The 24358-nt window shown below is 55.4% G+C and carries 23 protein-coding genes; all 23 read left to right on the forward strand.

Translation table 11 applies throughout. The annotated features are described in order from the left end of the window. Nucleotides 1-43: 43 nt before the first annotated feature. Nucleotides 44-730 carry a DUF554 domain-containing protein gene (locus LBO03_09665; protein MDR3349841.1) on the forward strand — a complete coding sequence of 229 codons (687 nt, stop codon included), beginning with the start codon at nucleotides 44-46 and terminating at the stop codon, nucleotides 728-730. A 267-nt stretch (nucleotides 731-997) separates the two neighbouring features. Then, nucleotides 998-2053 (forward strand): hypothetical protein, encoded by a 1056-nt coding sequence (locus LBO03_09670; GenBank protein ID MDR3349842.1) that lies wholly within the window; start codon nucleotides 998-1000, stop codon nucleotides 2051-2053. Nucleotides 2054-2140: 87 nt separating this feature from the next. Next, nucleotides 2141-2635, forward strand: a complete 495-nt coding sequence (locus LBO03_09675; GenBank protein MDR3349843.1) for a DUF4446 family protein — start codon at nucleotides 2141-2143, stop codon at nucleotides 2633-2635. Nucleotides 2636-3010: 375 nt separating this feature from the next. Then, nucleotides 3011-3766 carry a peptidoglycan DD-metalloendopeptidase family protein gene (locus LBO03_09680; GenBank protein ID MDR3349844.1) on the forward strand — a complete coding sequence of 252 codons (756 nt, stop codon included), beginning with the start codon at nucleotides 3011-3013 and terminating at the stop codon, nucleotides 3764-3766. Between the two features lie 193 nt (nucleotides 3767-3959). Continuing rightward, nucleotides 3960-4367, forward strand: coding sequence for a polymer-forming cytoskeletal protein (locus tag LBO03_09685; protein MDR3349845.1), 408 nt, complete (start codon nucleotides 3960-3962; stop codon nucleotides 4365-4367). 475 nt (nucleotides 4368-4842) lie between these two features. After that, a complete protein-coding gene (locus LBO03_09690; GenBank protein MDR3349846.1) occupies nucleotides 4843-5763 on the forward strand; it encodes a carbon-nitrogen hydrolase family protein in 921 nt (306 codons plus the stop codon). 677 nt (nucleotides 5764-6440) lie between these two features. Beyond that, nucleotides 6441-7079, forward strand: a complete 639-nt coding sequence (locus LBO03_09695) for a cyclodeaminase/cyclohydrolase family protein (GenBank protein MDR3349847.1) — start codon at nucleotides 6441-6443, stop codon at nucleotides 7077-7079. Continuing rightward, nucleotides 7076-7987 (forward strand): bifunctional 5,10-methylenetetrahydrofolate dehydrogenase/5,10-methenyltetrahydrofolate cyclohydrolase, encoded by a 912-nt coding sequence (locus LBO03_09700; GenBank protein ID MDR3349848.1) that lies wholly within the window; start codon nucleotides 7076-7078, stop codon nucleotides 7985-7987. Before LBO03_09695 ends, LBO03_09700 begins: the two co-directional genes overlap by 4 nt. A 423-nt stretch (nucleotides 7988-8410) precedes the next feature. Beyond that, nucleotides 8411-9040: a sugar transferase gene (locus LBO03_09705; protein MDR3349849.1), complete on the forward strand. Its 630-nt coding sequence runs from the start codon at nucleotides 8411-8413 to the stop codon at nucleotides 9038-9040. Nucleotides 9041-9086: 46 nt separating this feature from the next. Further along, nucleotides 9087-10466: a mannose-1-phosphate guanylyltransferase/mannose-6-phosphate isomerase gene (locus LBO03_09710; protein ID MDR3349850.1), complete on the forward strand. Its 1380-nt coding sequence runs from the start codon at nucleotides 9087-9089 to the stop codon at nucleotides 10464-10466. Nucleotides 10467-10686: 220 nt separating this feature from the next. Further along, complete coding sequence (locus LBO03_09715; GenBank protein MDR3349851.1) at nucleotides 10687-12045, forward strand: glycosyltransferase; 1359 nt, start codon at nucleotides 10687-10689, stop codon at nucleotides 12043-12045. Between the two features lie 81 nt (nucleotides 12046-12126). Continuing rightward, nucleotides 12127-13149 (forward strand): GDP-mannose 4,6-dehydratase, encoded by a 1023-nt coding sequence (gmd, locus tag LBO03_09720; GenBank protein ID MDR3349852.1) that lies wholly within the window; start codon nucleotides 12127-12129, stop codon nucleotides 13147-13149. A gap of 23 nt (nucleotides 13150-13172) precedes the next feature. Then, nucleotides 13173-13949, forward strand: a complete 777-nt coding sequence (locus tag LBO03_09725) for an ABC transporter permease (protein ID MDR3349853.1) — start codon at nucleotides 13173-13175, stop codon at nucleotides 13947-13949. 24 nt (nucleotides 13950-13973) lie between these two features. Continuing rightward, nucleotides 13974-14717, forward strand: a complete 744-nt coding sequence (locus LBO03_09730; GenBank protein MDR3349854.1) for an ABC transporter ATP-binding protein — start codon at nucleotides 13974-13976, stop codon at nucleotides 14715-14717. A gap of 184 nt (nucleotides 14718-14901) precedes the next feature. After that, nucleotides 14902-17820: a glycosyltransferase gene (locus LBO03_09735; protein ID MDR3349855.1), complete on the forward strand. Its 2919-nt coding sequence runs from the start codon at nucleotides 14902-14904 to the stop codon at nucleotides 17818-17820. After that, a complete protein-coding gene (locus LBO03_09740) occupies nucleotides 17821-18927 on the forward strand; it encodes an acyltransferase (GenBank protein MDR3349856.1) in 1107 nt (368 codons plus the stop codon). 15 nt (nucleotides 18928-18942) lie between these two features. After that, a complete protein-coding gene (locus tag LBO03_09745) occupies nucleotides 18943-19872 on the forward strand; it encodes a GDP-mannose 4,6-dehydratase (GenBank protein MDR3349857.1) in 930 nt (309 codons plus the stop codon). Between the two features lie 37 nt (nucleotides 19873-19909). Continuing rightward, nucleotides 19910-20680 carry a glycosyltransferase family 2 protein gene (locus LBO03_09750; GenBank protein ID MDR3349858.1) on the forward strand — a complete coding sequence of 257 codons (771 nt, stop codon included), beginning with the start codon at nucleotides 19910-19912 and terminating at the stop codon, nucleotides 20678-20680. Nucleotides 20681-20864: 184 nt separating this feature from the next. Then, nucleotides 20865-21116, forward strand: coding sequence for a ribosomal L7Ae/L30e/S12e/Gadd45 family protein (locus LBO03_09755; protein ID MDR3349859.1), 252 nt, complete (start codon nucleotides 20865-20867; stop codon nucleotides 21114-21116). Nucleotides 21117-21191: 75 nt separating this feature from the next. Further along, nucleotides 21192-21575, forward strand: coding sequence for a 30S ribosomal protein S12 (gene rpsL / locus LBO03_09760; GenBank protein ID MDR3349860.1), 384 nt, complete (start codon nucleotides 21192-21194; stop codon nucleotides 21573-21575). A 23-nt stretch (nucleotides 21576-21598) separates the two neighbouring features. Continuing rightward, complete coding sequence (gene rpsG / locus LBO03_09765) at nucleotides 21599-22069, forward strand: 30S ribosomal protein S7 (GenBank protein MDR3349861.1); 471 nt, start codon at nucleotides 21599-21601, stop codon at nucleotides 22067-22069. A gap of 36 nt (nucleotides 22070-22105) precedes the next feature. After that, nucleotides 22106-24184 (forward strand): elongation factor G, encoded by a 2079-nt coding sequence (gene fusA / locus LBO03_09770; protein MDR3349862.1) that lies wholly within the window; start codon nucleotides 22106-22108, stop codon nucleotides 24182-24184. 68 nt (nucleotides 24185-24252) lie between these two features. Beyond that, nucleotides 24253-24358: hypothetical protein (locus LBO03_09775; GenBank protein ID MDR3349863.1), on the forward strand; the 106-nt coding region annotated here is incomplete at its 3' end.

Here is a 24358-nt window from a genome sequence, read left to right on the forward strand (position 1 = left end):
CGTAAGGCGCCGGTTAAGCCAACGGCAAGCGCGGGAGGAATTAATGCGGGGGACGATAATCAACGCCGCCAGCATCGTCGGCGGCGGCATGCTGGGTTTGTTTTTGAAAAAAGGCATTCCGGAAAGCTGCCAGCAGACCATAATGCGGGGAATAGGCTTGGTGATCATTGTTATCGGCGGGCAAATGGCCTTGAAGGGCGACATGCTCGTCATGCTCAGCAGCGTGGCCGTGGGCGGCCTGGCCGGGGAATTTCTGGCGCTTGACCGGCGGCTGGCGGCAGCCGCCGGCTGGCTGTCAAAAATGGCGCCCAGCTGCGGCGGCACGGACAAACAGGCGTTGGGCAAAGGATTCATAACGGCTACGTTAGTATATTGCGTGGGTTCCATGGGCGTTGTCGGCAGCATACAGGATGGGCTGACGGGCGATGCCGGCATACTTTTTGTCAAGGCCATGCTGGATGGGATAACCGCCGTTTTTTTTGCTTCCACTTTGGGCGCGGGCGTACTTTTTGCCGCCTTGCCGGTCTTTTTGTATCAGGGGGCGATAACCGTTATGGCCGGTTTTTTGTCCGGCGTGCTGGCGCAGGAAGTAATTGCCGAAGTAAACGCCGCCGGCGGCGTGCTGGTCATGGGGATAGCCTTTGCCCTGCTGGGCGTCTGTGAGATAAAGATCGCCAATCTTTTGCCCGCGCTGCTTTTTGCGGCGGTTATCGCGGCGATTTGCCATTAAGGAACTTCTGATAACGGTTTGCGGTGCCGCGCCGAATTTGCGCCTTACGGGGCAACCTCGCCACTTAGCGGCCTTTGCGCAGACAAAAGGCGCTTGCGCCAGAGCGGACAGCCGGCAGTAAAATTTTGCGCGCCTGCGGCTGCAAAAAAACGCTGCTGCCTGACCAGGCGAAAAACCTTTTGACGCCGCATCCGCCGGCAATTATCAGAAATGCCCTATGGTCTGAGGTTGCGCAAAAAACATCCCGCCGCGCCCAAGGAGAAGTTTATGTATTTGAACAAAAGCAAAGCGGACAGCGTCCAGGAAGCCATAAACGGTTGGGAAGAAAGCGGCGACTTGGACAAAGAAACCGCCGGCAGGCTGCGCGCAACCATCCAAATAGCCTCTTTTGATTGGAAACGGCTGGCTGCCTGGGGATTTTATTTTGCCATAGCCTGCTTCGCCGCCTCGGCGGCCGCGCTCGTCGCCGCCCCTTGGTTTGTCCTCTTTTTGCGGGAAATTTTTCAAAGTGACTTTGGCCGGCTTGTCTTGAGCGCATCTCTTTCCGCAGTTCTTTATTTTTATGCTTTTAAACTGCGGCAGAGACGGCCTGAACGCGTTTATTTAAACCAGGCGGCGCTTTTTCTGGCTGTCCTGGCCAACGCTTGGGCGGTGGGGGAGACGGGGATTTTTTTCAGCAAGGGCAGCGGCCATTTTTCCTTGCTCTTTCTTTTATCCTGCATTATTTATGCTTTGATCGGTTATTTCGGCAAAGCGAGGTTGGTCTGGATTTTCGCGCTGCTTTCTTTCGGGGCGTGGATGGGGGCGGAAACCGGCTATGTTTCAGGCTGGGGCGCTTATTATCTGGGCATGAACTATCCCTTGCGCTTTACCCTGCTCGGCCTGCTGCTGACGGGGACGAGCCTTTGTCTGCGCCGGGACGCTAAGTTCAGCTTATTTTTCCCCGTTACCCTTTCTGTCAGCCTGCTTTATCTTTTCCTTTCCCTCTGGCTGTTGTCCATTTTCGGCAATTATGCCTACGATGCTTGGCAGCGCGTCAGGCAGATAGAACTTTTTCACTGGTCGCTGCTTTTTGCCGCCGCCGCCGCCGCGTCCTTCGGCCTGGGGCTGAAAATGGACATTCGCATGCTGCGCGGCTACGGCCTTGTGTTTTTGGCCATCAATCTTTACACCAGGTTTTTCGAATATTTTTGGGACGCTTTGGACAAGGCGCTGTTTTTTGCTTTGCTGGGCCTTTCCCTTTGGCTTTTGGCCAAAAGATCGGAAAACTTGTGGCTGGAAGCGGAAAAGCAGTTCGGGCGGCTGCTGGACAAATACGAATGACGGTGGAAACCCTTTGCCTCGGGGAAATCCTTAACCTTGCCAACGCCGGGGGCAAAAATTTTTAAGAAAGAAGGAACAAGGAAAATAATGGAAGCGCTATTTGGCGCGGCAGGCATATCCCAGCCTGCCGCCGCAGTTTTGGCCGTAGTCGTGGCCGCAGCGTTGGTTGCTGTCGCCTACCAGGCTTTTCTTCTCCGGCGGTTGAGCGCCCGCTATGACGCGCTGATGCGCGACGTCGGCGGAAAAAGCCTGGAAGAGATGGTACTCGGGCGCCTGGAGCAAGTACAAAAAGTGCAAAACGACATGGCTTTGCTGAACAACCGCTATTGGCAAATGGGCGAGCAATTAGCCAAATGCGTCCAAAAAGTCAGCGTTGTGCGTTTTAGCGCCTTTGACGGCACCGGCAGCGACTTGAGTTTCGCCATAGCTTTTTTGGACGGAAAAAATGACGGGGTGGTTTTTTCCAGCATCTACGGCCGCAATGAAGGCCGATGCTACGCAAAGCCGGTCAATCAGGGGCAATCGACCTATGCTTTGTCGGATGAGGAAAAAAGGGCGATTGAATTATGCAAAAAAAATTAACAGATTAAAAAGGATTTGCAAAATTTTTGGCGAAATTAACGAAACAGCGGGTTTTCGACAAATGGCGGCGAGTTGCAACTGATCCGCCGCGCAACATAGAGGCGGGTTTAACAGGGCAGCTTGGTTCGGCGGCAAAAATCTTGAAACAAAGATTTTTGCCCAGCAAAGAAACGACGATTGCGGCTGGCAAAGGTGATAATTAAAGTGGTAGGCAAACAGCGAAAAACATTGGACAAGCGCGCATATACTTTTATGTTCATTCCGCATCGGGGAACAAAGACCCGTAGTTTCAGTCTGCCAATAATGACGGTGAAGCGTATTGGGGCGGCTCTTTTTTGTGCGCTTTTATTTTTCGGGGGGCTGCAGGCCAAACATATGCTGACAGTCTGGCAGGCGCAGGCGGAGCGGGAGGAACTGGCGCATCTGCGCTCGAACAAGGAGAGCTTGGAGGAAAAGGTCAGCAATCTCTCCCGCCTGACACGGGAAATGCAGGAGGAGATGCATAAAGTAACCCAGCTGGAAAGCGAAGTGCGCCGTTCTTTGGGCACGGAAGGCGCCGCCAATGTTTCCCGTTCGGCCGCCGGACGCGGAAATTTAATGACAGCGCGGCCTGCGGCGGAAATTGATCATACCGACATAGACGGACTTGCCCAAAGGGTAAGGGAAATATACGCTTTTGCCAGGCAAAAACAGGTGGCGCTCGCCCAACTGGACGCTCAGTTGAAAGAGCGCAATGCCAGGAGGGCGGCAACCCCTTCCGGCTGGCCGGCTTACGGCGAGGTAACGTCAAGGTTTGGCCGGAGAAATTCGCCGAGCGGCATGGGCAGCAGCATGCACAAAGGGCTCGACATCGCGGGCGGCTATGGTTCGCCGGTTGTCGCGACGGCGGACGGCGTAGTGGAAATGGCTTCCTACCATTACGGATACGGCCTTTATGTGCGGATAAATCACGGTTACGGGCTGCAGACGGCCTACGGGCACAATTCCGGCCTGGCGGTGGGCGTAGGCCAAAAAGTAAAAAAAGGTCAGGTTATCGCCTATATGGGCAGTTCCGGCGTAAGTACCGGCACCCACCTGCATTATGAAGTAATCCGAAACGGCGTCCAGGTGGATCCCGCCAATTTTCTCTGATCGGAAAAGGCAGATTTCCCCGGCGGCCGCGCCGCCTGTTTGAAAAGTGAAAAGCGCGGCCGGTTGGGGGTTTCGCCTGTTCTGCGAGGCTCCTTTGGTACATTCGGCAAAGGCCTTTGCCGCACGCGGTTGAGTTTGCGCGGGGCACAGGGCAGTTTGGGTTCAGCAATGAAGAGTGTCAGGAGGTGGTCAAGTGTTCGGTTCAAGCAAAAAATCTGTTGTAAATACTTCCGCCGGGCCTTCCGGCAACGTTGAAACATTGATTGGAAAAACTACGTCATTGAACGGCGTTTTAAATTCTGACGGTTCGGTGCGGGTAGAGGGTATGTTTGAGGGGCAGATCACTGCCAAAGGGGACATTTTCATCGGGCCCGACAGCCGGATAAAGGCGGAGATCAACGGCCGCAACGTAACCATTTCCGGCACGGTCACCGGCAATGTAAGCGTAAACGAAAAACTGGAATTGCTGGCGGGCGCTACATTGAACGGCGACATAAAAGTGAAAAAACTGGTAATCGAAGAAGGCGCAGTCTTTAAAGGCATAAGCGAAACAAAAAATGAAATCGCCAAACCGATGGCATCCGTCACGCCGGCAAAATGAGCGCCCCCCTGCTTTTGTTTGCATGGTTTGTCGCGGCGGGGCTTTTTTCTCTGACATAACGGCAACAGCCCGGCAGTCGCCGGCGCGCAAAGACGCATTGCCGGTTCTCTATGGGGGCAAGGCGGCTTTTCCGCAGGTTGCGGCAGATAGAGCGGCCGGCGGCGTCCGAACGGAAAAAGGTTCATCGCCGCGCCGCAATGGATTGTTAGCGGTCCCCTTGCGAACAGGCGGCTCTTGCGGCGGTCTATTCTATCCGCCGCAAGAGCCGCCTGTTTTGTCTGTGCCACTCGGCCGCCGGGCCGCGGGAGAAGCTTGTGCCGCGCCCGCGGGCTTCCGGCGCAGCAAATGTTTCCCTGCCGCGCGCTTTGCGCGGCAAAATGCCGGCGCCGGGGCTATGCTAAACGGCATTTTCACGCTCGCGTGCCGGCGAAACGATTGAAGGGAACTTCCGATAAGCGCCAAAGGAGGATTTTTCATGGCAAAATTCACGGTAGCCGCCCTGCAAATGGGTTCCGCGCCGGAGGGCAAGGGCCGGACGCTGGAGAAAATTTTATCTTTTGAAGACGAAATCAAAAAGAGCGGGGCGGCGGTGGTAGTGCTGCCGGAAGCGCTGCTCGGCGGTTATCCCAAAGGCAGCCTTTTCGGCGCGTATCTCGGATACCGCCTGCCGGCGGGCAGGGAAATGTTCGCCGCCTATTACGGCAACGCCATAGACGTGCCGGGGCCGGAAACTGCGGAATTGGCCGGACTGTCCCAACGGACGGGGGCGAGCTTGGTAACGGGCGCCATCGAACGGGACGGTTACACTCTTTATTGCTCGGCGCTGTTTTTTACGCCGGAAGGCGTTTTGGCAAAACACCGCAAACTCATGCCCACCGGAACCGAAAGGCTGATCTGGGGGCAGGGCGACGGTTCCACCCTGACGGTTGTGCAAAGCAAGGCGGGCAAGCTCGGCGCGGCTATTTGCTGGGAAAATTACATGCCGCTCCTGCGCATGGCGATGTACGCCAAAGGGGTGGAAATCTGGTGCGCTCCCACGGTAGACGCCCGGGAAAGCTGGCAGGCGTCCATGCGCCATATTGCTTGCGAAGGGCGCTGTTTTCTCGTCAGCGCTTGCCAGGCGCAGCCTTCCCCCCGCGACCTCGGGGCGGAAGTTCCCGGCTGGCCGCCGGATCAGCCGCTGATGCGCGGAAACAGCATTATCGTCAACCCTTACGGGGAGATCATCGGCGGGCCACTCCAGGACGAAACAGGGCTTGTCACGGCCGCCGTCGACACCGAAGAACTGGCCAGGGCCAGATACGACCTGGACGTGGCGGGCCATTACGCGCGCCCGGACGTTTTCGCCTTGTCGGTAGACGAGCGGGCAAAAAAGGGCGTGGATTTTCAAAGCTGACCATCCCCGCGCCTAAAAGCGGGAAATTGCCGCGAGGGAAGCCTTTCGCGCAGAGAAAAACAAAAAATCAAGGCCGATGGCGCCTTGCAAAACAAAAGCGGAACCCGCCTTTTTTGGGGACAGAAAACAAACAGCGGATTCTCATGGGGCCAAGGCAAACTTGCCGCTTAAAGCGGCGGCAGGCGGCTATCACGGCCGCGGGGCGTGGCATGGGGGAGTTTGCGCAGGGATTGGCCGGCGCAAAACGCAGGCGGCACCGTAGCTTCGGCGAGGCTTTAGGGCAAAGCGGGGCGGAAAAATGGCCGCAAAGTATAGTATGATTTTAATCTTAGAACGGTATAAGGCTGCGGCACAATGGACGGAGGCTGAACCGGCACAATTGAATTGTAACGCGCGGGAGGCAGTTAAAGCCATTTTCTGAAAAAGAACGGCATAAACGCAAAGAGTTTTTGAAAACAAGGCGCACGCCGGGAGAGATTGCCGCTCAAAAGTATTAACTGTGGCAACGGCGGCTTGACAGGGCGCGCGACCTGCGCTATAATGAATTTGGTTATATGACTGACGGAAGTGGATAACCACATGAAGTATAACCATATGAGCCGACCGTCTGGGCAGTGCTTGGAGCGGCCGTTTTTTTATTTTCCCGGCCTCCTCGCATGGAAAAGGAGGGATAGATTATGGCAATCGTTGCCAACGGAGACAATTTCCTGCGGGCATTAGCGTCGGGCGAGCCGGTTCCCGGCGGCGGCGCGGCCGCCGCCCTTTGCGGCGCTTTGGCTGCCGCGCTCTGCGAGATGGCGGCCAATTTGACTTTGGGCAAAAAACAGGGCGAAGAAGGAGTCAAGGAGCTTGCGGCGGCGGCCAACCAGCTGCGGCTTGAACAGGAGAGTCTGATGGAAGCTGACGCCGCCGCTTTTCAACGGCTGTCTGAAATCCGTAAACTGCCGCAGACGAACGGCGAAGGGCAAATCCGGCGCGGCAAGCTCTTGGAAGACGCCCTGGCGGGGGCGAGCGAGCCGCCGCTATGCGTCATGGCGGCGGCCGCCGAAAGCGTCTCTTTGCTTGAACGTTTAGAGAAAGTCGCCGTTCCGGGGATAAAGAGCGACCTCGGCGTAAGCGCGTTGCTTGGCCGGGCGGCTTTGCTGGGAGCCGCCTTGAACCTGCGCGCAAACACAAAATTGTTTAAAGATCGCGAAAAAGCGGACACATTCAACGAAAAAGCCGAAAAACTGGAAATTTTCGCGGAAAAGGCCGAAGCTTTGTATAAACGGGCGCTGGCCCTTACTGTCCGGGAAACGGAGGCAAAACGGCCATGATAATAAAAGGATCGGAAGTGATCGCCGCCGCGAACGAACGCCTGAAAGACAGCCTGCGGGCGCTGAACGGCCCTATCCCGCAATTGGCCGTTGTCCGGGTCGGCGGGGATGCTGGCAGCCTCGCCTATGAAAGCAGCGTGATGAAACGGCTGGGCGCCATCGGGCTGAAAGTCAGGCGCTGTACATTTGCCGGCGACATCGGCGGCGCGGAGTTCAGCGCGGCTTTCGCCGCGCTGAACCGCGACCCGGAGGTAGACGGCATATTGCTCCTTCGCCCTTTGCCCGCGCAAATTGATGAAAATGCCGTGCGCGCCATGATAGACCCCGGCAAAGACGTGGACGGCTTGGGCCCGGCAAACATGGCGAAAGTGTTCATGGGCGATGAAAGCGGGTTTGCGCCCTGCACCGCCGAAGCGGTGATGGAAATACTGCGCTACGCCGGCATTGAACCGGCGGGCAAAAGGGCCGTTATCATCGGGCGCAGCGCGCTGGTCGGCAGGCCGTTGGCCATGCTGCTTTTACAGCAGGACGCCACCATAACTATTTGCCATACGCAAACGGCCGACATGGAAAAAATCTGCCGAAACAGTGAAATCGTCGTCGCCGCCGCCGGCCGCGCCAAACTCATAAACAAAAGATTCATAGCCGATGGCGCGGTGGTAATAGACGTGGGGATAAATACCGACCAAGCCGGCAATCTTTGCGGCGACGTGGACTTTGACGACGTTGTGGAAACAGCTTCTTTTATTACGCCGGTGCCGGACGGGGTGGGGACGGTAACAACCGCCGTGCTGGCGCAGCACGTCATGAGGGCGGCCGCCCGCCGGCGCTCGGCCCTGCCGTCGGCTTTTCGGCCTGAAGGCCGGGCGGCAAAGGCCGGGCGCGGCCTGATACTGCTTCCCGTCTGAAAGCCGGGCGTCTTTGCGGCAATGCTTTGCCATTTTGCTTTCACCGATCCTCGCCGAACCTTCCGCTCCCGCATAGGCGTGGCGTTTCGCGGGGCGGCGGGCAGTTTGGCGGATATTGTCCGTGCCGCGGCGTTTGGAGCCTATTTACCCAAAATTTACTTGACGGGGCCGGGCGCTTATTATATCATGAAAAACAGGGTAAACGCGTAAGCTTGGGCATTGTCGGCAAGCATACCGATAACTGAGGCAGCTTTTAAAAAGAAAAATCACCTGCGAAATTATGGGCGGCTTGCGCTTTTTGCGGCAACTTGTCCAAAAAATTCGCTTGGCACATGGACAGACCCCTCCCGAGCCGCCGCCGACCAAGGCGGCGATTGTTTATGGCTTTTCGTCGGCGCGAATAAGCGGCAAAGGAAGGGTTTTATGTATAAAAGCCTGTGGAAACGGGTGCTTGACTTTTTTTTGGCCGGTACGGGGCTGGTTGTTTTGCTGCCTTTGTTTTTGCTTTTGGCTTTTTGCGTGAAATTCGACAGCGCGGGGCCGGTTTTTCTCAAACAAAAACGGTTGGGCAAAGACAAGAAAGTTTTCCGCATGTACAAATTCCGGACCATGCGCCCGGACGCGCCCGCTTACATACCGACCTATTGCCTGTTAGGGCCGGAGCGCTACATAACAAGGTTCGGCCGCTTTTTGCGCCGGTTCAGCCTTGACGAGCTGCCGCAGCTTTTTAACGTGGCAAGGGGAGAAATGAGCTTGATTGGGCCGCGGCCGGCCCTTTGGAATGAATACAGCCTGATTGCGGAACGCGACAAATACGGAGCGAACGGCATATTGCCGGGGCTGAGCGGCCTGGCGCAAGTGAGCGGCCGCGACGATTTGTCGGTAAAAGCCAAGGCCATGCTTGACGGTGAATATCTGCGCAATATTTCTTTTTGTCTCGATGCCAAGTGCTTTTTTAAGACTTTTGGGGTGGTCTTGTCCGCCCGCGGGGTAGTGGAAGGCGTAAGCGGCGGCAGGATCAATCCGGATCAAACCGGGGCAAGCCCGTCTTGACCCCGGACACAAAGCGCGGCGTTTGCGACGGGAGGGAAATAGCTTTATGAAAATAATTATTTTGGCGGGCGGCGGCGGCACGCGCTTGTTTCCGCTGTCCCGGAGCGAATATCCCAAGCAGTTTTTGAAAATTTTCCGTGATGCGTCCCTCTTGGCGCAAAGCATCGAAAGAGCCCTTGCCATCGCCAACCCGGAGGACATTGTCATCATAACGGGGGAGAAACACCAGTTTCACGTAAAGAACGAACTGTCTCTTTGCGGCGTGAAAGGCGCGCACGTGCTGGTGGAAAAAGCGGGGCGCAACACGGCGCCCGCCATCGCCCTGGCGGTAAACTTCTGCAAAAACAAGCTTTGTTGCCCTGACGGGGAGATTGTTCTGGTAACTCCTTCCGATCATCTCGTTGATCCATTGGAAAAGTTCGTTCACGGCGTTGGCGAAGGGATTTCCCTGGCGGCCGGCGGGGAAATAGTAGTTTTCGGAGTTAAGCCGGACAGTCCGGAAACCGGCTACGGATACGTCAAAGCGGGGGAGAGGCGCGGCAACGGTTGGAAGGTGGAACGGTTCAAGGAAAAGCCGGACGCGGAGGCTGCCCGGGAATATATAAACGCTGGCGGCTATTTTTGGAATTCCGGCATGGCCGCTTTCCGCTTGGACAGTTTCGCGCGGGAACTGGAAAAATGCTCGCCTGAGATATTTGCGTTTTTTCAACTGCCTTATGAGGAACTTTGGCAAAAGTTCGATCAAATGCCCAATATTTCCATAGACTATGCCCTGACGGAGATTTCCCGGGAAATCTCCATGATCGAGCTGGATTGCGCTTGGAGCGACGTCGGCTCTTGGGACTGCGTCTATGGCGTCATGGAAAAAGACGAAAACGCCAACGCGCTGAAAGGGGACGTTGTCGCCATAAATTGCGGCAATTCGTTGTTCGTTGGGCATAAAAGGCTGATTGCCGGGCTGGGGCTGGCGGATGTTTTGGTTGTGGACACGGACGACGTGCTCCTGGTCGCCAAGCGCGGCGAATCGCAGTTGGTAAAAAAACTGGTGGAAGATCTGAAAAAGGCCAAGAGGCCGGAAGTTGACAGCGCCAATACCGTTTACCGCCCATGGGGATATTTTGTTGTGCACGACAGCGGCAGCGCTTACAAAATAAAAACCATTGTCGTGCATCCGGGAGAAAGCCTCAGCCTGCAAATGCACTGGCACCGAAGCGAGCATTGGGTAGTGACGGGCGGCGCGGCCAGGGTGCTGATTGGCGAGCGGGAACAGACAGTATACAAAAACCAGAGCATATTCGTGCCTTGCGGCGTCAAGCACCGAATACACAATCCCGGCCTCATCCCTTTGGAGATCGTGGAAGTGCAAAGCGGCGAATACCTCGGCGAAGACGATATTGTAAGATTTGACGACGATTATGGGCGCTAAAGCGCAAACGGCAAGCAACAGATTATAAAAAGTGTTACCTTCCCTTTTTTATTCAAGCTGCAGACGCGGGGGTTTCCGCGTTCTTTTTTTTTCGGACAAGCGCCGCTTGTTCCGGCGCGCAATAAAAAGGCAGTAATTGAACGGATATTTTCCTTTTTATCAAGTAACATTTATCATGATATGTTACCTAAAGATCGCGGACAAAAGTAAGGGGACAAAAATGAGCGGGTTTGCCTGGCAAAAAGGGATCCTCAATATTGCGCAAGCGCTAAAACCGCTTTTGCGGGCGGCCTTTCCGGCCTCTTTGCTCAGGACGCTGAAAAGGCGGCTGGTTTTTTCCGTTTACGCGAAATTTGAGCAGGTAAAGATTCAGCCTTTCGACAGAGCGGCCTATCCCGACGGAGTGAATCTCATAGGCGACATTAAAGGCGAGACCGGCCTCGGCGAAAGCTGCCGGCTGCTGGCCGGGGCGCTGGCCGAATGTGCCTGGCCTGCGCTGGCGCATCATTACCGGCCGGCCGGCGCGCTCAAAAACAGCGATTGTTCATGGGACGGCAAAGCGCAGTACGCAATAAAGCACAATATCAATTTGCTGCATATTAACCCGCATGAGTTGCCGCTGGCTTTTTTAAAGCTGGGAGCGGATAAATGGCACAAACGCTACAATATAGCGTTCTGGCTTTGGGAAATGGCGGACTTTCCTGCGGAATGGCTTCCGGCTTTCCGGCTCCTCGATGAGATATGGACGCCGACGGAATTTGTCAGCGCAAGCATCCGCCAAAAGACCGCTTTGCCGGTCGTTACCATGCCTTATTATTTGCCGGCGCCGGAAACCGACGCCAAATACGGCCGCAAGCATTTCGGCCTGCCGGAAGGCAAGACGCTTTTTCTCCTGATGTTTGACAGCCTCAGCATTACGGCCAGGAAAAATCCGCTGGGGGGCATAGCGGCCTTTAAACAGGCTTTTGGGCGTAAGCGGCGGGACGTGGGCCTTGTTGTCAAGATAAACCATCCGCAGCCGACGGAACTTGCCCAGATAAAAAGTCTGCTGGCAGGTTATGGCAATGTTTATATTATCGCCGGCACCTTGCCCAAAATAGCGGTCAACAGCCTGATAAAATGTTCGGACGCGTTTGTTTCGCTGCACCGGTCGGAAGGCTTCGGCTTGGTCATGGCCGAGGCCATGCTGCTCAAAACGCCGGTTGTCGCTACCAACTGGTCGGCCAATACGGAGTTTATGGACAGCGACGTCGCTTGTATGGTGGATTTTTCTTTGGTCAAGGTGGGAAGGGACATCTGGCCGTACAAAAAAAACGACCGCTGGGCCGAGCCTGATATAGGCCAGGCAGCGGCATACATGAGAAAGCTGCATGAAAACGAAAATTTCCGCGCCAGAATCAGGCAGAACGCTTACGCGCACATTGCCGCCAAATTTAGCCGGGGGGGCGCGGCCAAGGCCATAAACAACAGAATCGCCGAAATATACGCCTCCCGCGCCCCCGCCGGCTATGGTTTCGGCAGGCCTTATGGTGAAAGTCCCGGCGGGGCGAGGCAAAAGAGGCAAAGGGGGCAAGGTTAGGCAACAAAGCGCGGCAAGCCTTGCGGCAAAATACGGGCTTTAAACGGCGTTATGGAAACGCCCTGACAAGAAGGTGATTTTTTGGGAAAGACGGCGCTAATAACAGGCATAACGGGACAAGACGGTTCCTATCTGGCGGAATTTTTATTGGAGAAAGGCTATGAAGTCTTTGGCGCGGTCAGGAGAAAGAGCAGCCCCGCGCTTGGCAACGCAGGACATCTTGACGCCAAGGTAAAGTTTGTCTACGCGGACGTTACAGATATCGTTTCCCTGCTCAATGTTTTAAAAGTCGCGCGGCCGGACGAGGTATACAACCTCGCCGCCCAGTCTTTTGTCGGCACGAGCTGGGAACAGCCGATTACCACGGCGGAGATTGACGCCATAGGCGTCGCCAATTTGTTGGAAGCGGTCAGGAACGCGGGGGCAAAGGCCCGCTTTTACCAAGCTTCCACATCCGAGATGTTCGGGCTGGCACAGGAAGCGCCCCAAACGGAGCACACGCCTTTTTATCCGCGCAGCCCTTATGGCGTGGCCAAACTTTACGGGCATTGGATAACCAAAAACTACCGGGAAAGCTTTGGGCTGTACGCGGCCTCGGGGATATTGTTCAACCATGAAAGCGAGCGGCGGGGCGAAGAATTTGTTACAAGAAAGATTACCAAAGCCGTTGCCCGTATTAAGTGCGGGCGGCAGGAATTTGTGGAACTGGGCAATCTTTCCGCCAAACGCGACTGGGGGCACGCCCGGGACTATGTGCGCGCCATGTGGCTGATGCTTCAGCAAGGCGAGGCCGACGACTACGTCATAGCCACCAACGAAACCCATACGGTAAGGGAATTTGCGGAAATGGCCTTTGCGTTCGCCGGCATTTGCATAGCTTGGGAGGGCGAAGGCAAGGAGGAAAAAGGCGTGGACAGACAAAACGGCAAAACGCGGGTCAAAGTCAACCCGCAATTGTTCAGGCCGGCGGAAGTGGACACGCTCGTCGGCAATCCCGCCAAAGCCGAAAGCAGGCTCGGTTGGGCGCGGCGGGTAACTTTTGCCGAATTGGTGGAAGGCATGGTAAAAAATGACCTGGCGACAGAGGGCGCGCGCAGCGTTTAACAAAGAAAAGGAAATATGGCAAAATGATCGGGCGAATCAGGGAAATACTGCGTTTCAGAGAGATGGTCAAGAGTTTTGTGCGCAAAGAACTGCGCACAAGATATAAGGGCTCCTTTTTGGGTTTTTTGTGGACCTTCATCAACCCGCTTGCGCAGCTGGCGGTTTATACGATAGTTTCCCCCTATATTTTGCGCGTCCGGGAAGATAATTACGCTATGTTTCTTTTTGTGGCGCTTCTCCCCTGGGGCTATTTCACCGGAACGCTTACCGGCGGCTGCGGCGTTATTCTCGCCCACAGCAGCCTGGTTGACAAGGTATATTTCCCCAGGGAGATACTGCCGCTCGCTTTTTCCCTGAGCGGCCTGTTGAACCTTTGTTTTGGTTTTACGATCGTTTTGCCGACGCTCGCTTTTTTTGGCGTGCCGCTGACCGGGAACATTTTGTGGCTGCCGGCGCTTCTGCTTATACACGCGGTCCTTTGCAGCGGCATTTCTTTTATCGTGTCCGCAGTTAATGTTTATTTCCGCGATTTGGAACAAATCATCGGCATAGCGGCCATGGCCCTTTATTTTATGACGCCCGTCATGTATCCGGCCAGCCTGCTCCCGGAAACAATACGCGCCGTTTTGTCTTTTAATCCCATGTTCGGGCTTGTTTTGGCCTACCGCGACATATTGTTTTACGGCAACCCGCCCGACTGGCAAACGCTTGTTTATCCGGCGGCGGCATCCGCTTGCGTTTTTGTTTTCGGCTTTTGCCTTTTTGGCAGGCTGCAGAGAAACTTTACGGAAATAATGTAAATAAGGGGCAACAGGGGGTGGCGCTTGGAAAACGCCATAGAGCTTGTCAACGTATCCAAAAAGTTCCGCCTGCGCCATGACCGGCCGCAGACGCTGAAAGAGGCCGTAGTGCGCTGGAGCGGCAAAGAATACAAAGAAATTTTCGCGCTGCGAAATATCAGCATTAAAGTCAAAAAAGGCAGTGCCGCCTGGATTGTCGGCAAAAACGGCAGCGGCAAAAGCACCCTGTTGAAAATCATCAACAGGACGATGTACCCCGACGGCGGCACCGTTAAAGTAAACGGCACCGCCGCCAGCCTGATAGAGTTGGGAGCGGGCTTTCACCCGGAGCTGTCCGGCCGGGAGAACATTTACATCAACGCATCCATCTTTGGCCTTACCGGGAAAGAGATACGCGAGCGCCTGCCCGCCATTGTCGATTTTGCGGAGCTGGGGGCGTTTATCGACAACCCCGTGCGCGCTTATTCCTCCGGCATGTACGCGCGGCTGGGGTTTGCCGCGGCTATCCATGTGGACGCGGATATACTGCTGATTGACGAGCTGTTGGGCGTCGGCGACATGAATTTTCAGGAAAAATGCGCGGCAAAGATAGAAGAATTGCGCCGCGCGGGGAAAACGCTGGTTATAGTTTCCCATGTTATGCCGGCAATAGGCAGCCTGTGCGATTGCGCTTTCTGGCTCGGGGACGGCGGGATTGTCGCCGAAGGGGCGCCGGAAAGCGTCAAGCGGCAGTATGAAATGTCTATGCGGCAGGAGGCGGACAAGTAATGCTCTTTCAAGTTAAAAACCTGCCGTCTTTGCGGCCAAAATCCCGCCCTGCCTAAAGCCTCGCACGGATCCTCCGGCGTTTCGCGCCGCGCCGGACGGCACATTATCGCGCAAATCTTAAGGAGAGTTTCAATCTGAGAACAGTTAAAGGCCGCTTGCTTGTCAGCGGCGGACGGAGGGCGGCATGGCAATTTGGATGGACATGACCAACAGTTTGGCGATATGGCAGGGCAAAATTGTAGGCATCATAAGGGCGGAGCTGGAAATCGCGCAGAACTTGAAAAAAGAGCATCCGGCCGTCCGGTTCAGCGTTTTTGCCAACGGCAGGTTTACGGAAATAGCAAAAGAAGATTTGAACTGGCTTTTTTCCGCCGACAGCGCAACGCGCGCTTATCTTGCGAAAATGGGCAGGGATAAAGCGCCGGTTTCGCCCAAGCCCAAAGAGGCCAAAAGCGCGCGGGACATGCTGCTGGAAAAATATGCCGGCGCGCTTTCCGGGGCGAGCCTTGCCTGGCCGGGCAGGCGGGAGCGCATAGTAAGGGGCGTCAAGCTTTTGCTGGAAACATTGCCGGAAAGGGTGCGCCCTTTCGCCGGATTATTGGCCAAAGGCGGTTACATCCCTTTGCGCTTTTTCCTTTTTTGCGCGGGCAAATTAACGCGGCCGGCCGGCTTGGGCGCCGCCGCGCAAAGGCCGGCGGACGGCGCGAAAGGCCCGGGCGGCGAAATAAAGCATCCCTATGGGCCGGGCGACGTGGTTTTTGCCGCCGGCTGGCTGCACAGCGGCAAAGAAGAAGGGTTTGCCGCGATAAAAGAAAATATGCCGTCTTTGCGCATAGCATATCTCATTTACGACCTTGTCGCGCTTAAAGAAGGGGTCTGCCATTTTTATCCAGATGAGCATTTAAAGCTGCCTTTTCAGCGTTATTTTGCCTGGGCCTCACGTTATTGCGACCTGCTCATATACGGCGGCGAAACGGCGCGCCGCGACGGCGCCGCCTATCAAGCCGCCAACGGCCTGCCCGTTCCCCAAAGCCTTTCCGTACGCTTTGGCGCCGCCATAGCCCAAAACAAAGCGGAGGAAATTGACCGGCGGCCGATTTTGGCCAAATACGGCCTGCGGGAAGGCTATCTCCTGACGGTGGGGTCGATAGAGCCGCGGAAAAATTATGACGTCCTCTACAAGGCTTATGTTTTTTTAAAAGAAAAATATCCGGCGCGGCCCCTGCCGCAAATAGCCATAGCCGGCAGCCCGTTTCCCGGCCTTTGCGCCGATTTGCTTGACAATATAAAAAGGGATCCGCGGGTCAAGGGCAATATTGTGCTGGTTGCGCCGACAGACGAAGAATTGCATTGCCTTTACAAACATTGCCGGTTTTTCCTCCTGCCGAGCTTTTATGAAGGCTGGAGCTTGACTTTGCCGGAGGCAATGTCTTACGGAAAATTTTGCTTGGTCTCCGACGTCGCGCCGCTTAGGGAAATCGGCAAAGATTTAGTGGACTATTTAGACCCTTTGAATCCTGTCCGGTGGGCGGAAGCGATCGCGCATTATCTTTCCCGGCCCGACCTTGTCGCCAAGCGGGAAAGCCATGTCATAAACGACTGGCGGGCGGACGGCTGGCAGGACTGCGCCCGGGCAATATTGCGGCCTTTGAATAGCCTGGCGGAGAAAAGGGAAGGGTCGCTTTATTGCGATATGACGGTTTCCTTTTACCAGGCGCTCGGCGGCTATAAAATGAGCGGCGTTTTGCGCAGCGAACTTATGCTGGCGCGAAATTTCAACAAAAATTTTCCGCGGATGCAATACTTTGCTTTTCAGGGAAACAAATATTTGCCTTTGCGCCAGGGCGATTTGGCGGAAATACTTGGCGACGGCGAGATGGACGCCGCGTTTGAGATTTTCCGGCGCCGGGCGATAGAAATTGCCGCAAAAGGCAATTTGCTCGGCCAAACCGTATGGCAGCCGGACAACCGGCAAAGGCTAAAGGAAAGTTTTTGGCTGTTGTGCAGCGCACTGGCGCCCCAAGCGCAATATTATCTGATAAAAGCCGGCGTTGCGCTCAAAAAGGCCATTTATGGCGAACAAAGGGCAGAGCCGCCGCCAACGGGACTTTCCCCCGGCGCAGGCGGGGGGCTGCGGTTTCCGTTTGCTCGAGGGGACGTAGTGTTTTCCGCCGGTTCCGGCATTGCCGGCGAGCACTACCATGATTTTCTGGCGCTCAAAAAGGAAACTGGCTTTAAATACGCGCAGGTGATTTATGACTTTACGCCTGTCCTGGCGCCGCATTTGCATAACATGGAAGCTGTTGGGGCATATACCGATTTTATCCATTTTGCCAGCAAAGTTTCGGATATGATTTTTTATGGCGGCAAAACGGCCATGCAGGACGGCGCGGCGTATCAGCGGCGGCAAGGGCTGCCTGTGCCGCCGGCCTTGCCCGTCAGGTTCGGGGGGGACATCGCGAAAAATATTCGCCCGGACAAGCGCGCGGAGGAAAATACGCTCAAGGCGCTGGGCGTTACCGATAAATTTATCCTCATGGTGGGGACGCTGGAGATAAGGAAAAACCATGAAACTATTTATAAAGCGTATCTTAAACTGCTGCAAGAGGCAAAGGCGGACTTTCAGATCGTAATGGCCGGACACCCCGGCTGGAAGGCGCGGGATTTCTTTGAAATCCTGCGGCGCGACGAAAGAGTGAAAAACAAAATATTGACCTTCAGCCCGGATGACGGCCAATTAGCGGTTCTATACCGAAATTGCCGGTTTACTGTTTTGGCCAGCCTTTATGAAGGGTGGAGCCTCGTATTGCCGGAAAGCTTCCGCTACGGCAAGTTTTGCCTGGCCGCCGACGTAGTCCCCCTGCGGGAAACCGGGGGAGATTTTGCCGATTATGTGAATCCCTGGGACACCGGGGCTTGGGCGGAAAAAATCCATTGGTATCTTTCGCGTCCGCAAGAGCTGCGGGCGCGGGAAGAAAAAATCGCCGGGAAATGGCGCGGCGCTTCCTGGCAGTCCTGCGCGGATGAAATAGGCGGCAAATTGCAAGAACTGTTGCGCGCCGGCCTCCGGCCCCAAATGCCGCACGGCGAAAGGAGCATATAGTTGCGGCAAAACGAGGCAAAACACATCCTCCCTTTGACGGCTTTAAGGTTTTGGGCCGCCTGCGCGGTCTTCGCGCATCATTTTGACGCTTTCCTTGACCTTAGCATACCCGGCTTCGCGGCGCTTATGCGCTATCCGCTGGAAGGCAGTATTGGCGTAACATTTTTTTATATCCTGTCGGGTTTTGTCATAGCCTACAGTTATCAAAACAGGCTCGCCGACAAGGAAATGACGCCGGGGACCTTCCTTTTCTGCCGCTGGGCCAAGCTATGGCCGACGCACGTTGTAACTTTGCTGGCCGCGCTTTTCCTTTATAATAAAAATTTTACGGTAAAGCCGGAGCTATTGGCAAATTTCTTCCTGGTGCAAAGCCTGGTTCCTTATTCGGAGTATTTTTTCAGTTACAACGGGGTTTCCTGGAGCATTTCCAACGAGATGTTTTTTTACGGCTGCTTTTGCCTGCTGGCTTTTTTGCCCGGCAAAAGGATAGCGCAGATTTTTATCGGGCTGCTTTTGGCCATCGCCGCCGTCGGATTTTATCCTGGCCAGGAATTTTGGGGGGATTATACGGGATGGCTGCTGTACATAAATCCTTTTTTCCGCATAATTGATTTTTTGGCCGGCATAATGCTTTTTCATATCCGGCGCGCGCGCTTTCCCGGACTGGACGGCAGGGCGGCGACCTGCTGGGAACTGCTAAGCGTTTTTGTCCTGGCCGTTTTCGTTTTGTTTGGCGTCAGGTTTGATGTAAACGGATATCTGCGCGGCGACTTATACTATCTTTTGCCGATGTGCCTGCTGATTTTTATTTTCAGCTTGGACAAAGGTGCCATTTCGCGCCTGCTCAGCCACCCGGCGCTTGTTTTCCTGGGGGAAAGCTCTTTTTGCCTTTATATGGTGCACCAACCGGTTTTGGCCCTGTTGAAAAGAGCCTTTGGCGCGCAGCTTCACACTGTCGGGGACATGCTGGTTTTAGCCGCCTTCGCGGCGGTTGCCGCCGTAACTTTGTCCGCCCTGCTGCATGTTTTTTATGAAAAGCCGCTGCACGGCTGCCTGAAGAAACTATGGACAGAAAAATGGCGCGCGCAGATAAGAAATTATATTTGACGGGGGGCACGGGCTATGACAAATAAAATATTGGTCACCGGCGGAACCGGGTTTATCGGTTCTTATCTCGTCCGGGAAATGTTGAAAGGCGGGATGGATTTTGTCGTTTTGGCCAACCGCAATACTGGTTTTGCGCCGCCGGCCAACATGGAGCGGGCGTCGCTTTTGGACAAAGAAGGGCTGCGAGAGGTTTTTAAGCGCCGCCGGCCGGACGCGGTGATACACCTGGCCGCTATCGCCACCGCCGTTTACAGCGAAACAAGCGATTTTTACACGGTAAACGCCTGCGGCACGGAGAACCTCCTGGAAGCCGCGCAAGAGTCCTGCCGGCCGGGGACGCTGATTGTCCTGGCCAGCACGGCGGGCGTTTACGGCAACCAAGACGTTGATTTTTTGCATGAAGGGCTGCCTTTCAATCCCTGCAACCATTACTCGTGCAGCAAAATGGTCATGGAAGTTTTGAGCCGCAACTATTCGGGCGGCCTGGACATAAAAATCGTCCGGCCTTTCAACGTCATAGGAAGCGGGCAGAAGGAAAACTTCCTTGTTCCCAAACTTGTCCGCGCTTTTGCTTTGGCGCAAGAGACAATTGCCCTGGGGAACGTCGCGTCTGTCCGCGATTATGTCCCCGCGGATTTTTGCGTCAAAGTTTTGCTGAAAATTGTGCGGCAAAAGGAACTTTGTCCCAACATATTAAACATTTGCTACGGCGGCGCCCATTCCTGCCTTGACCTTATAGATGTGCTGAAAGACTTGACCGGGCTTTCGCCGAAAATAGAAATAGCGGAAAGTTTTGTGCGGAAAAATGAAGTTAAGCGCATGGTGGGGGACGGCACTCGACTGGCTAAGTTCATCGGCGGCGAAAAAAAAGAAACGGTCAGGGAAACCTTGGCGCAGATGCTGTCGGCGGCCTGTTCAATAGCGGCGCGCCGTAAATACATTTAAGCATTAAATGAAACCTCTGGCGGGCAAGGGGGATTTTATGTCCGGATGCCGCGACGGCAGGCTTGTTTCCATCGTCACGCCCGCACGCGACAGCGGGCTTTATATAGCGGAAACTATAGAATCCGTGCTGGCGCAGACTTATCCGGCGTGGGAGATGCTGATCGTTGACGACGGGTCCGCCGACGACACGGCGGATATCGCGCGCAAATACGCCGCCGCAGACCGCCGCGTGAGGCTCATCGCCCTGCCCGCGAACGTTGGCGCCGCGGCGGCGAGAAATATTGGCATCCGAGCCGCGCGGGGCCGGTTCGTCGCTTTTTTGGACAGCGACGATCTGTGGCTGGCCGAAAAGTTGCGCGCGCAAGTAAAATTCATGACAGAAAATAGCGTAGCTTTCTCTTATACTTCTTATCGGCGGTTTGGGGCCATTGTGGGGCGCCTGGTCGCCGCGCCGGAGAAAACCAATTACAAAAGCCTGCTCAAGGGCAACGCCATAGCCTGCTCGACGGTAATGATTGACCGCGGCGCCATTGAAGACGTTTATATGCCGGAAAAGGCGGCGCACGAAGATTATATAACCTGGCTCAGGCTATTGAAAGAAGGGCGCGTGGCTTACGGCCTGCGGAAATACTTGGCTATGTACAGGGAGCGCGCGGGTTCCTTGTCCGGCGACAAACTGAAAAGCGCCCGGGCGGCCTGGAAAGTCTACCGAGAGGCGGAAAACCTGCCCTTTTGCGCGGCGGCATACTATTTTTGCCATTACGCGGCCAAAGGGTTCTTAAAACATTATTGGCCTTATTGTCCATGAGGCCGGGAAAAGGGCTTGGCTTGGCGTAACCGGATAAATATGGCGGGCAATTGAACTTGCAAATTACGATTGGCCATGAGGCCGCAAAAAAACAATTGACAGGCAAATTTATGGGTGATACAATACTACCGCATGACAATTTTCGGCATGCGGCGTTGTTGCGAAAAAAAGAGGTTGACAGGATATGGTTTCGGCTGATTTTAAAGCCGCCCGCAAGGTTGCCGGCGTCAAGCAGGTCGTTAGGGCGATAGAGAAGGGCATGGCGCAAAAGGTGTTTGTAGCCAAAGACGCCGATCGGCGCGTGCTCAAGCCGCTTCTTGAGCTTTGCGGGGAGAATGGCCTTGCGGCGGAAACCGTGGACAGCATGAAAGAATTGGGCAGGCTGTGCGGCATACAGGTAGGCGCGGCCGCCGTGGCTTTTTTGCGCGACCGGTAGTTTTGGTAAGAGTTCCGGGCAAAACGGAATTTTTATAAATTTTAAATCTTTTATTTTGAGGAAGGAGGCGACTTGATGCCTACAATTAATCAGTTGGTGCGCAAGGGCAGGATCGCCGCCGGTAAAAAGTCAGCCGCGCCGGCGCTGAAAAATTGCCCGCAAAAACGCGGCGTATGCACGAGGGTATATACCACGACACCCAAAAAGCCCAACTCCGCTTTGCGCAAAGTGGCGCGCGTGCGCCTGACCAACGGCGTTGAAGTTACGGCCTACATACCCGGCATCGGGCACAACCTGCAAGAACACAGCGTAGTGCTCATTCGGGGCGGCAGGGTTAAAGACCTGCCGGGCGTCCGCTACCATATTATCCGCGGCGCCCTTGACGCGGCCGGAGTGGCCAAGCGCAATCAGGGCCGTTCCAAGTACGGCGCCAAACGTCCGGCGCCGGCCAAAAAGTAATGCCAAAATAAGGAGGGGTGCTTATGCCGAGAAAAGGCCCTGTTGCCAAGCGCGATGTGCTGCCTGATCCAGTATACAGCTCAAAGCTTGTAACAAGATTTATAAATAGAATAATGCTTAGCGGCAAAAAAGGAGTGGCCGAAAGCATTGTATACGACGCTTTTGAAATAATCCGTGCCAAAACGGGCAAAGATCCGCTGGAAGTATTTGACGCCGCGCTGAAAAACGCCATGCCGATCCTCGAAGTCAAGGCCCGCCGGGTAGGCGGCGCCAATTACCAAGTGCCGGTGGAAGTCCGCGCGGACCGCAAACTGACCTTGGGCATCCGCTGGCTGGTCAACTATTCCCGGCTGCGCGGCGAGCGCACCATGCACGAACGGGTGGCCGGAGAGTTGATGGACGCCGCCAACAGTACGGGCGCGTCCGTCAAGAAACGTGAAGATACCCACAAAATGGCGGAAGCCAACAAGGCGTTCGCGCATTATCGCTGGTGACGGCAATGCCTGGTTGCCTAAAGGAAGGTGAAAGCTTTGTCCAGGGAATTTGAGCTGGAAAAAACAAGAAATATTGGCATAATGGCGCATATAGATGCCGGCAAGACCACGACGACCGAACGCATTTTGTTTTATACCGGCCGCATACACAAGACCGGCGAAGTGCACGAAGGCGCCGCCACCATGGACTGGATGGAGCAGGAACAGGAACGGGGCATAACCATAACTTCCGCCGCCACGACCTGCCATTGGAAAAAACATCGTATAAACATCATAGATACGCCAGGGCACGTTGACTTCACGGTGGAAGTGGAACGCTCGCTGAAGGTGCTGGATGGCTCGGTGGCGGTCTTTTGCGCCAAGGGCGGCGTGGAGCCGCAATCGGAAACGGTATGGCGGCAGGCCGACAAATACCGCGTCCCGCGCATGGCGTATGTCAATAAAATGGATGTCAACGGCGCGGACTTTTTCCGCGTGGTAGACATGATGAAAACGCGCCTGGGCGCGAACGCCGTGCCCATACAGATGCCGATTGGCGCGGAGTCGTCCTTTGTCGGCATGATCGATCTTGTCAGGATGAAAGCGTTGATTTATTCGGAAGACATGAAAAAAGAGCCGGAAGAAGCGGAAATACCCGCCGAGATGCTTGAGGCGGCCGAGGCCTGCCGGCAGGCGATGCTGGACGCGGTGGCGGAAAATGACGATGCCTTGATGATGAAATATCTGGAGGGCGAGGAACTGACGGAAGCGGAAATCAAGGCCGGGATCAGAAAAGGCGTCGTCGCCTGCAAACTCACGCCGGTAATCTGCGGTTCATCCTATAAAAACAAAGGCGTGCAACCGCTTTTGGACGCGGTCGTCGAATATATGCCGGCGCCCACGGACATACCGCCGATCAGCGGCGAAAACCCTGCGGCCGGCGCGCCGGACAGCCGCGCGGCGGACGACAAGGCGCCTTTTTCCGCGCTGGCCTTTAAAATCATGGCCGACCCTTTTGTCGGCAGGCTGTCGTTCTTTCGCGTATATTCGGGCACGCTCGAATCGGGCTCTTATGTTTACAACTCCACCAAAGGCCGGCGGGAGCGCATTGGGCGCATACTGCAAATGCACGCCAACCAACGCCAGGAGATCTCCCGGGTATATACGGGCGACATAGCCGCCGCCGTAGGCTTGAAAGACACCACCACCGGCGATACGCTTTGCGACGAAAAGGCGCAGATCGTTTTGGAGTCGATGGTTTTCCCCGCGCCGGTAATTTCGGTGGCGGTGGAGCCTAAAACCAAAGCCGACCAGGAACGCATGGGCATAGCCTTGTCCCGCCTGGCGGAAGAAGATCCGACCTTCAAAGTGAATACGGACGCCGACACCGGGCAGACGATTATTTCCGGCATGGGGGAACTTCACCTTGAAATCATCGTGGACAGGCTGCTGCGGGAATTTAAAGTGGGCTGCAACGTCGGCAATCCGCAGGTCGCCTATCGCGAGACGATCACGAAAACGGTCAAGGCCGAAGGCAAGTTTATCCGACAGTCGGGCGGGCGCGGACAATACGGCCATTGCTGGCTGGAGCTTGCCCCGCAGGAGGCGGGCGCGGGTTTTGTCTTTGAAAACAAAGTGGTGGGAGGCGCCATACCCAAAGAATATATCGGCCCTATAGAAAGCGGCGTGAAAGAAGCGATGGAAACGGGCATCCTGGCCGGCTATCCGGTAGTTGACGTCAAAGTGTCGGTGTACGACGGTTCCTTCCACGACGTTGATTCTTCGGAAATGGCTTTTAAAATAGCCGGGTCCATGGGCTTTAAAGCGGGCGCGCAGAAAGCCGGCCCGGTGATCCTTGAACCTTACATGAAAGTGGAAATAATAGTGCCGGAAGAGTATATGGGCGACGTGATCGGCGACTTGAACTCGCGGCGCGGCCATATAGAGGGAATGGAGGCGCGCGCGGGCGCGCAGGCCATCCGCGCCCTCGTGCCCCTGGCCGAAATGTTCGGCTACGCGACCGACCTTAGGTCTAAAACGCAAGGGCGCGGCAACTACACTATGGAATTTGCCCACTACGACGAGGTGCCGCGCAATATAAGCGAGGCGATCGCGGCGAAAAGCCGCGGCGGCTGAACACGGGCCGGCGCAAAGTCGCGGCCTGACAAATAAAATCGGAGAAATTAAAGCGGGAGGCAGGAAAAATGGCAAAACAAAAATACGAGCGCACAAAACCCCACGTGAACATAGGGACGATCGGGCACGTCGACCACGGCAAGACGACGCTCACGGCGGCGATCACCAAAGTGC

It is taken from the genome of Acidaminococcales bacterium (assembly GCA_031290885.1).
Classification (GTDB): Bacteria; Bacillota; Negativicutes; order Acidaminococcales; family JAISLQ01; genus JAISLQ01.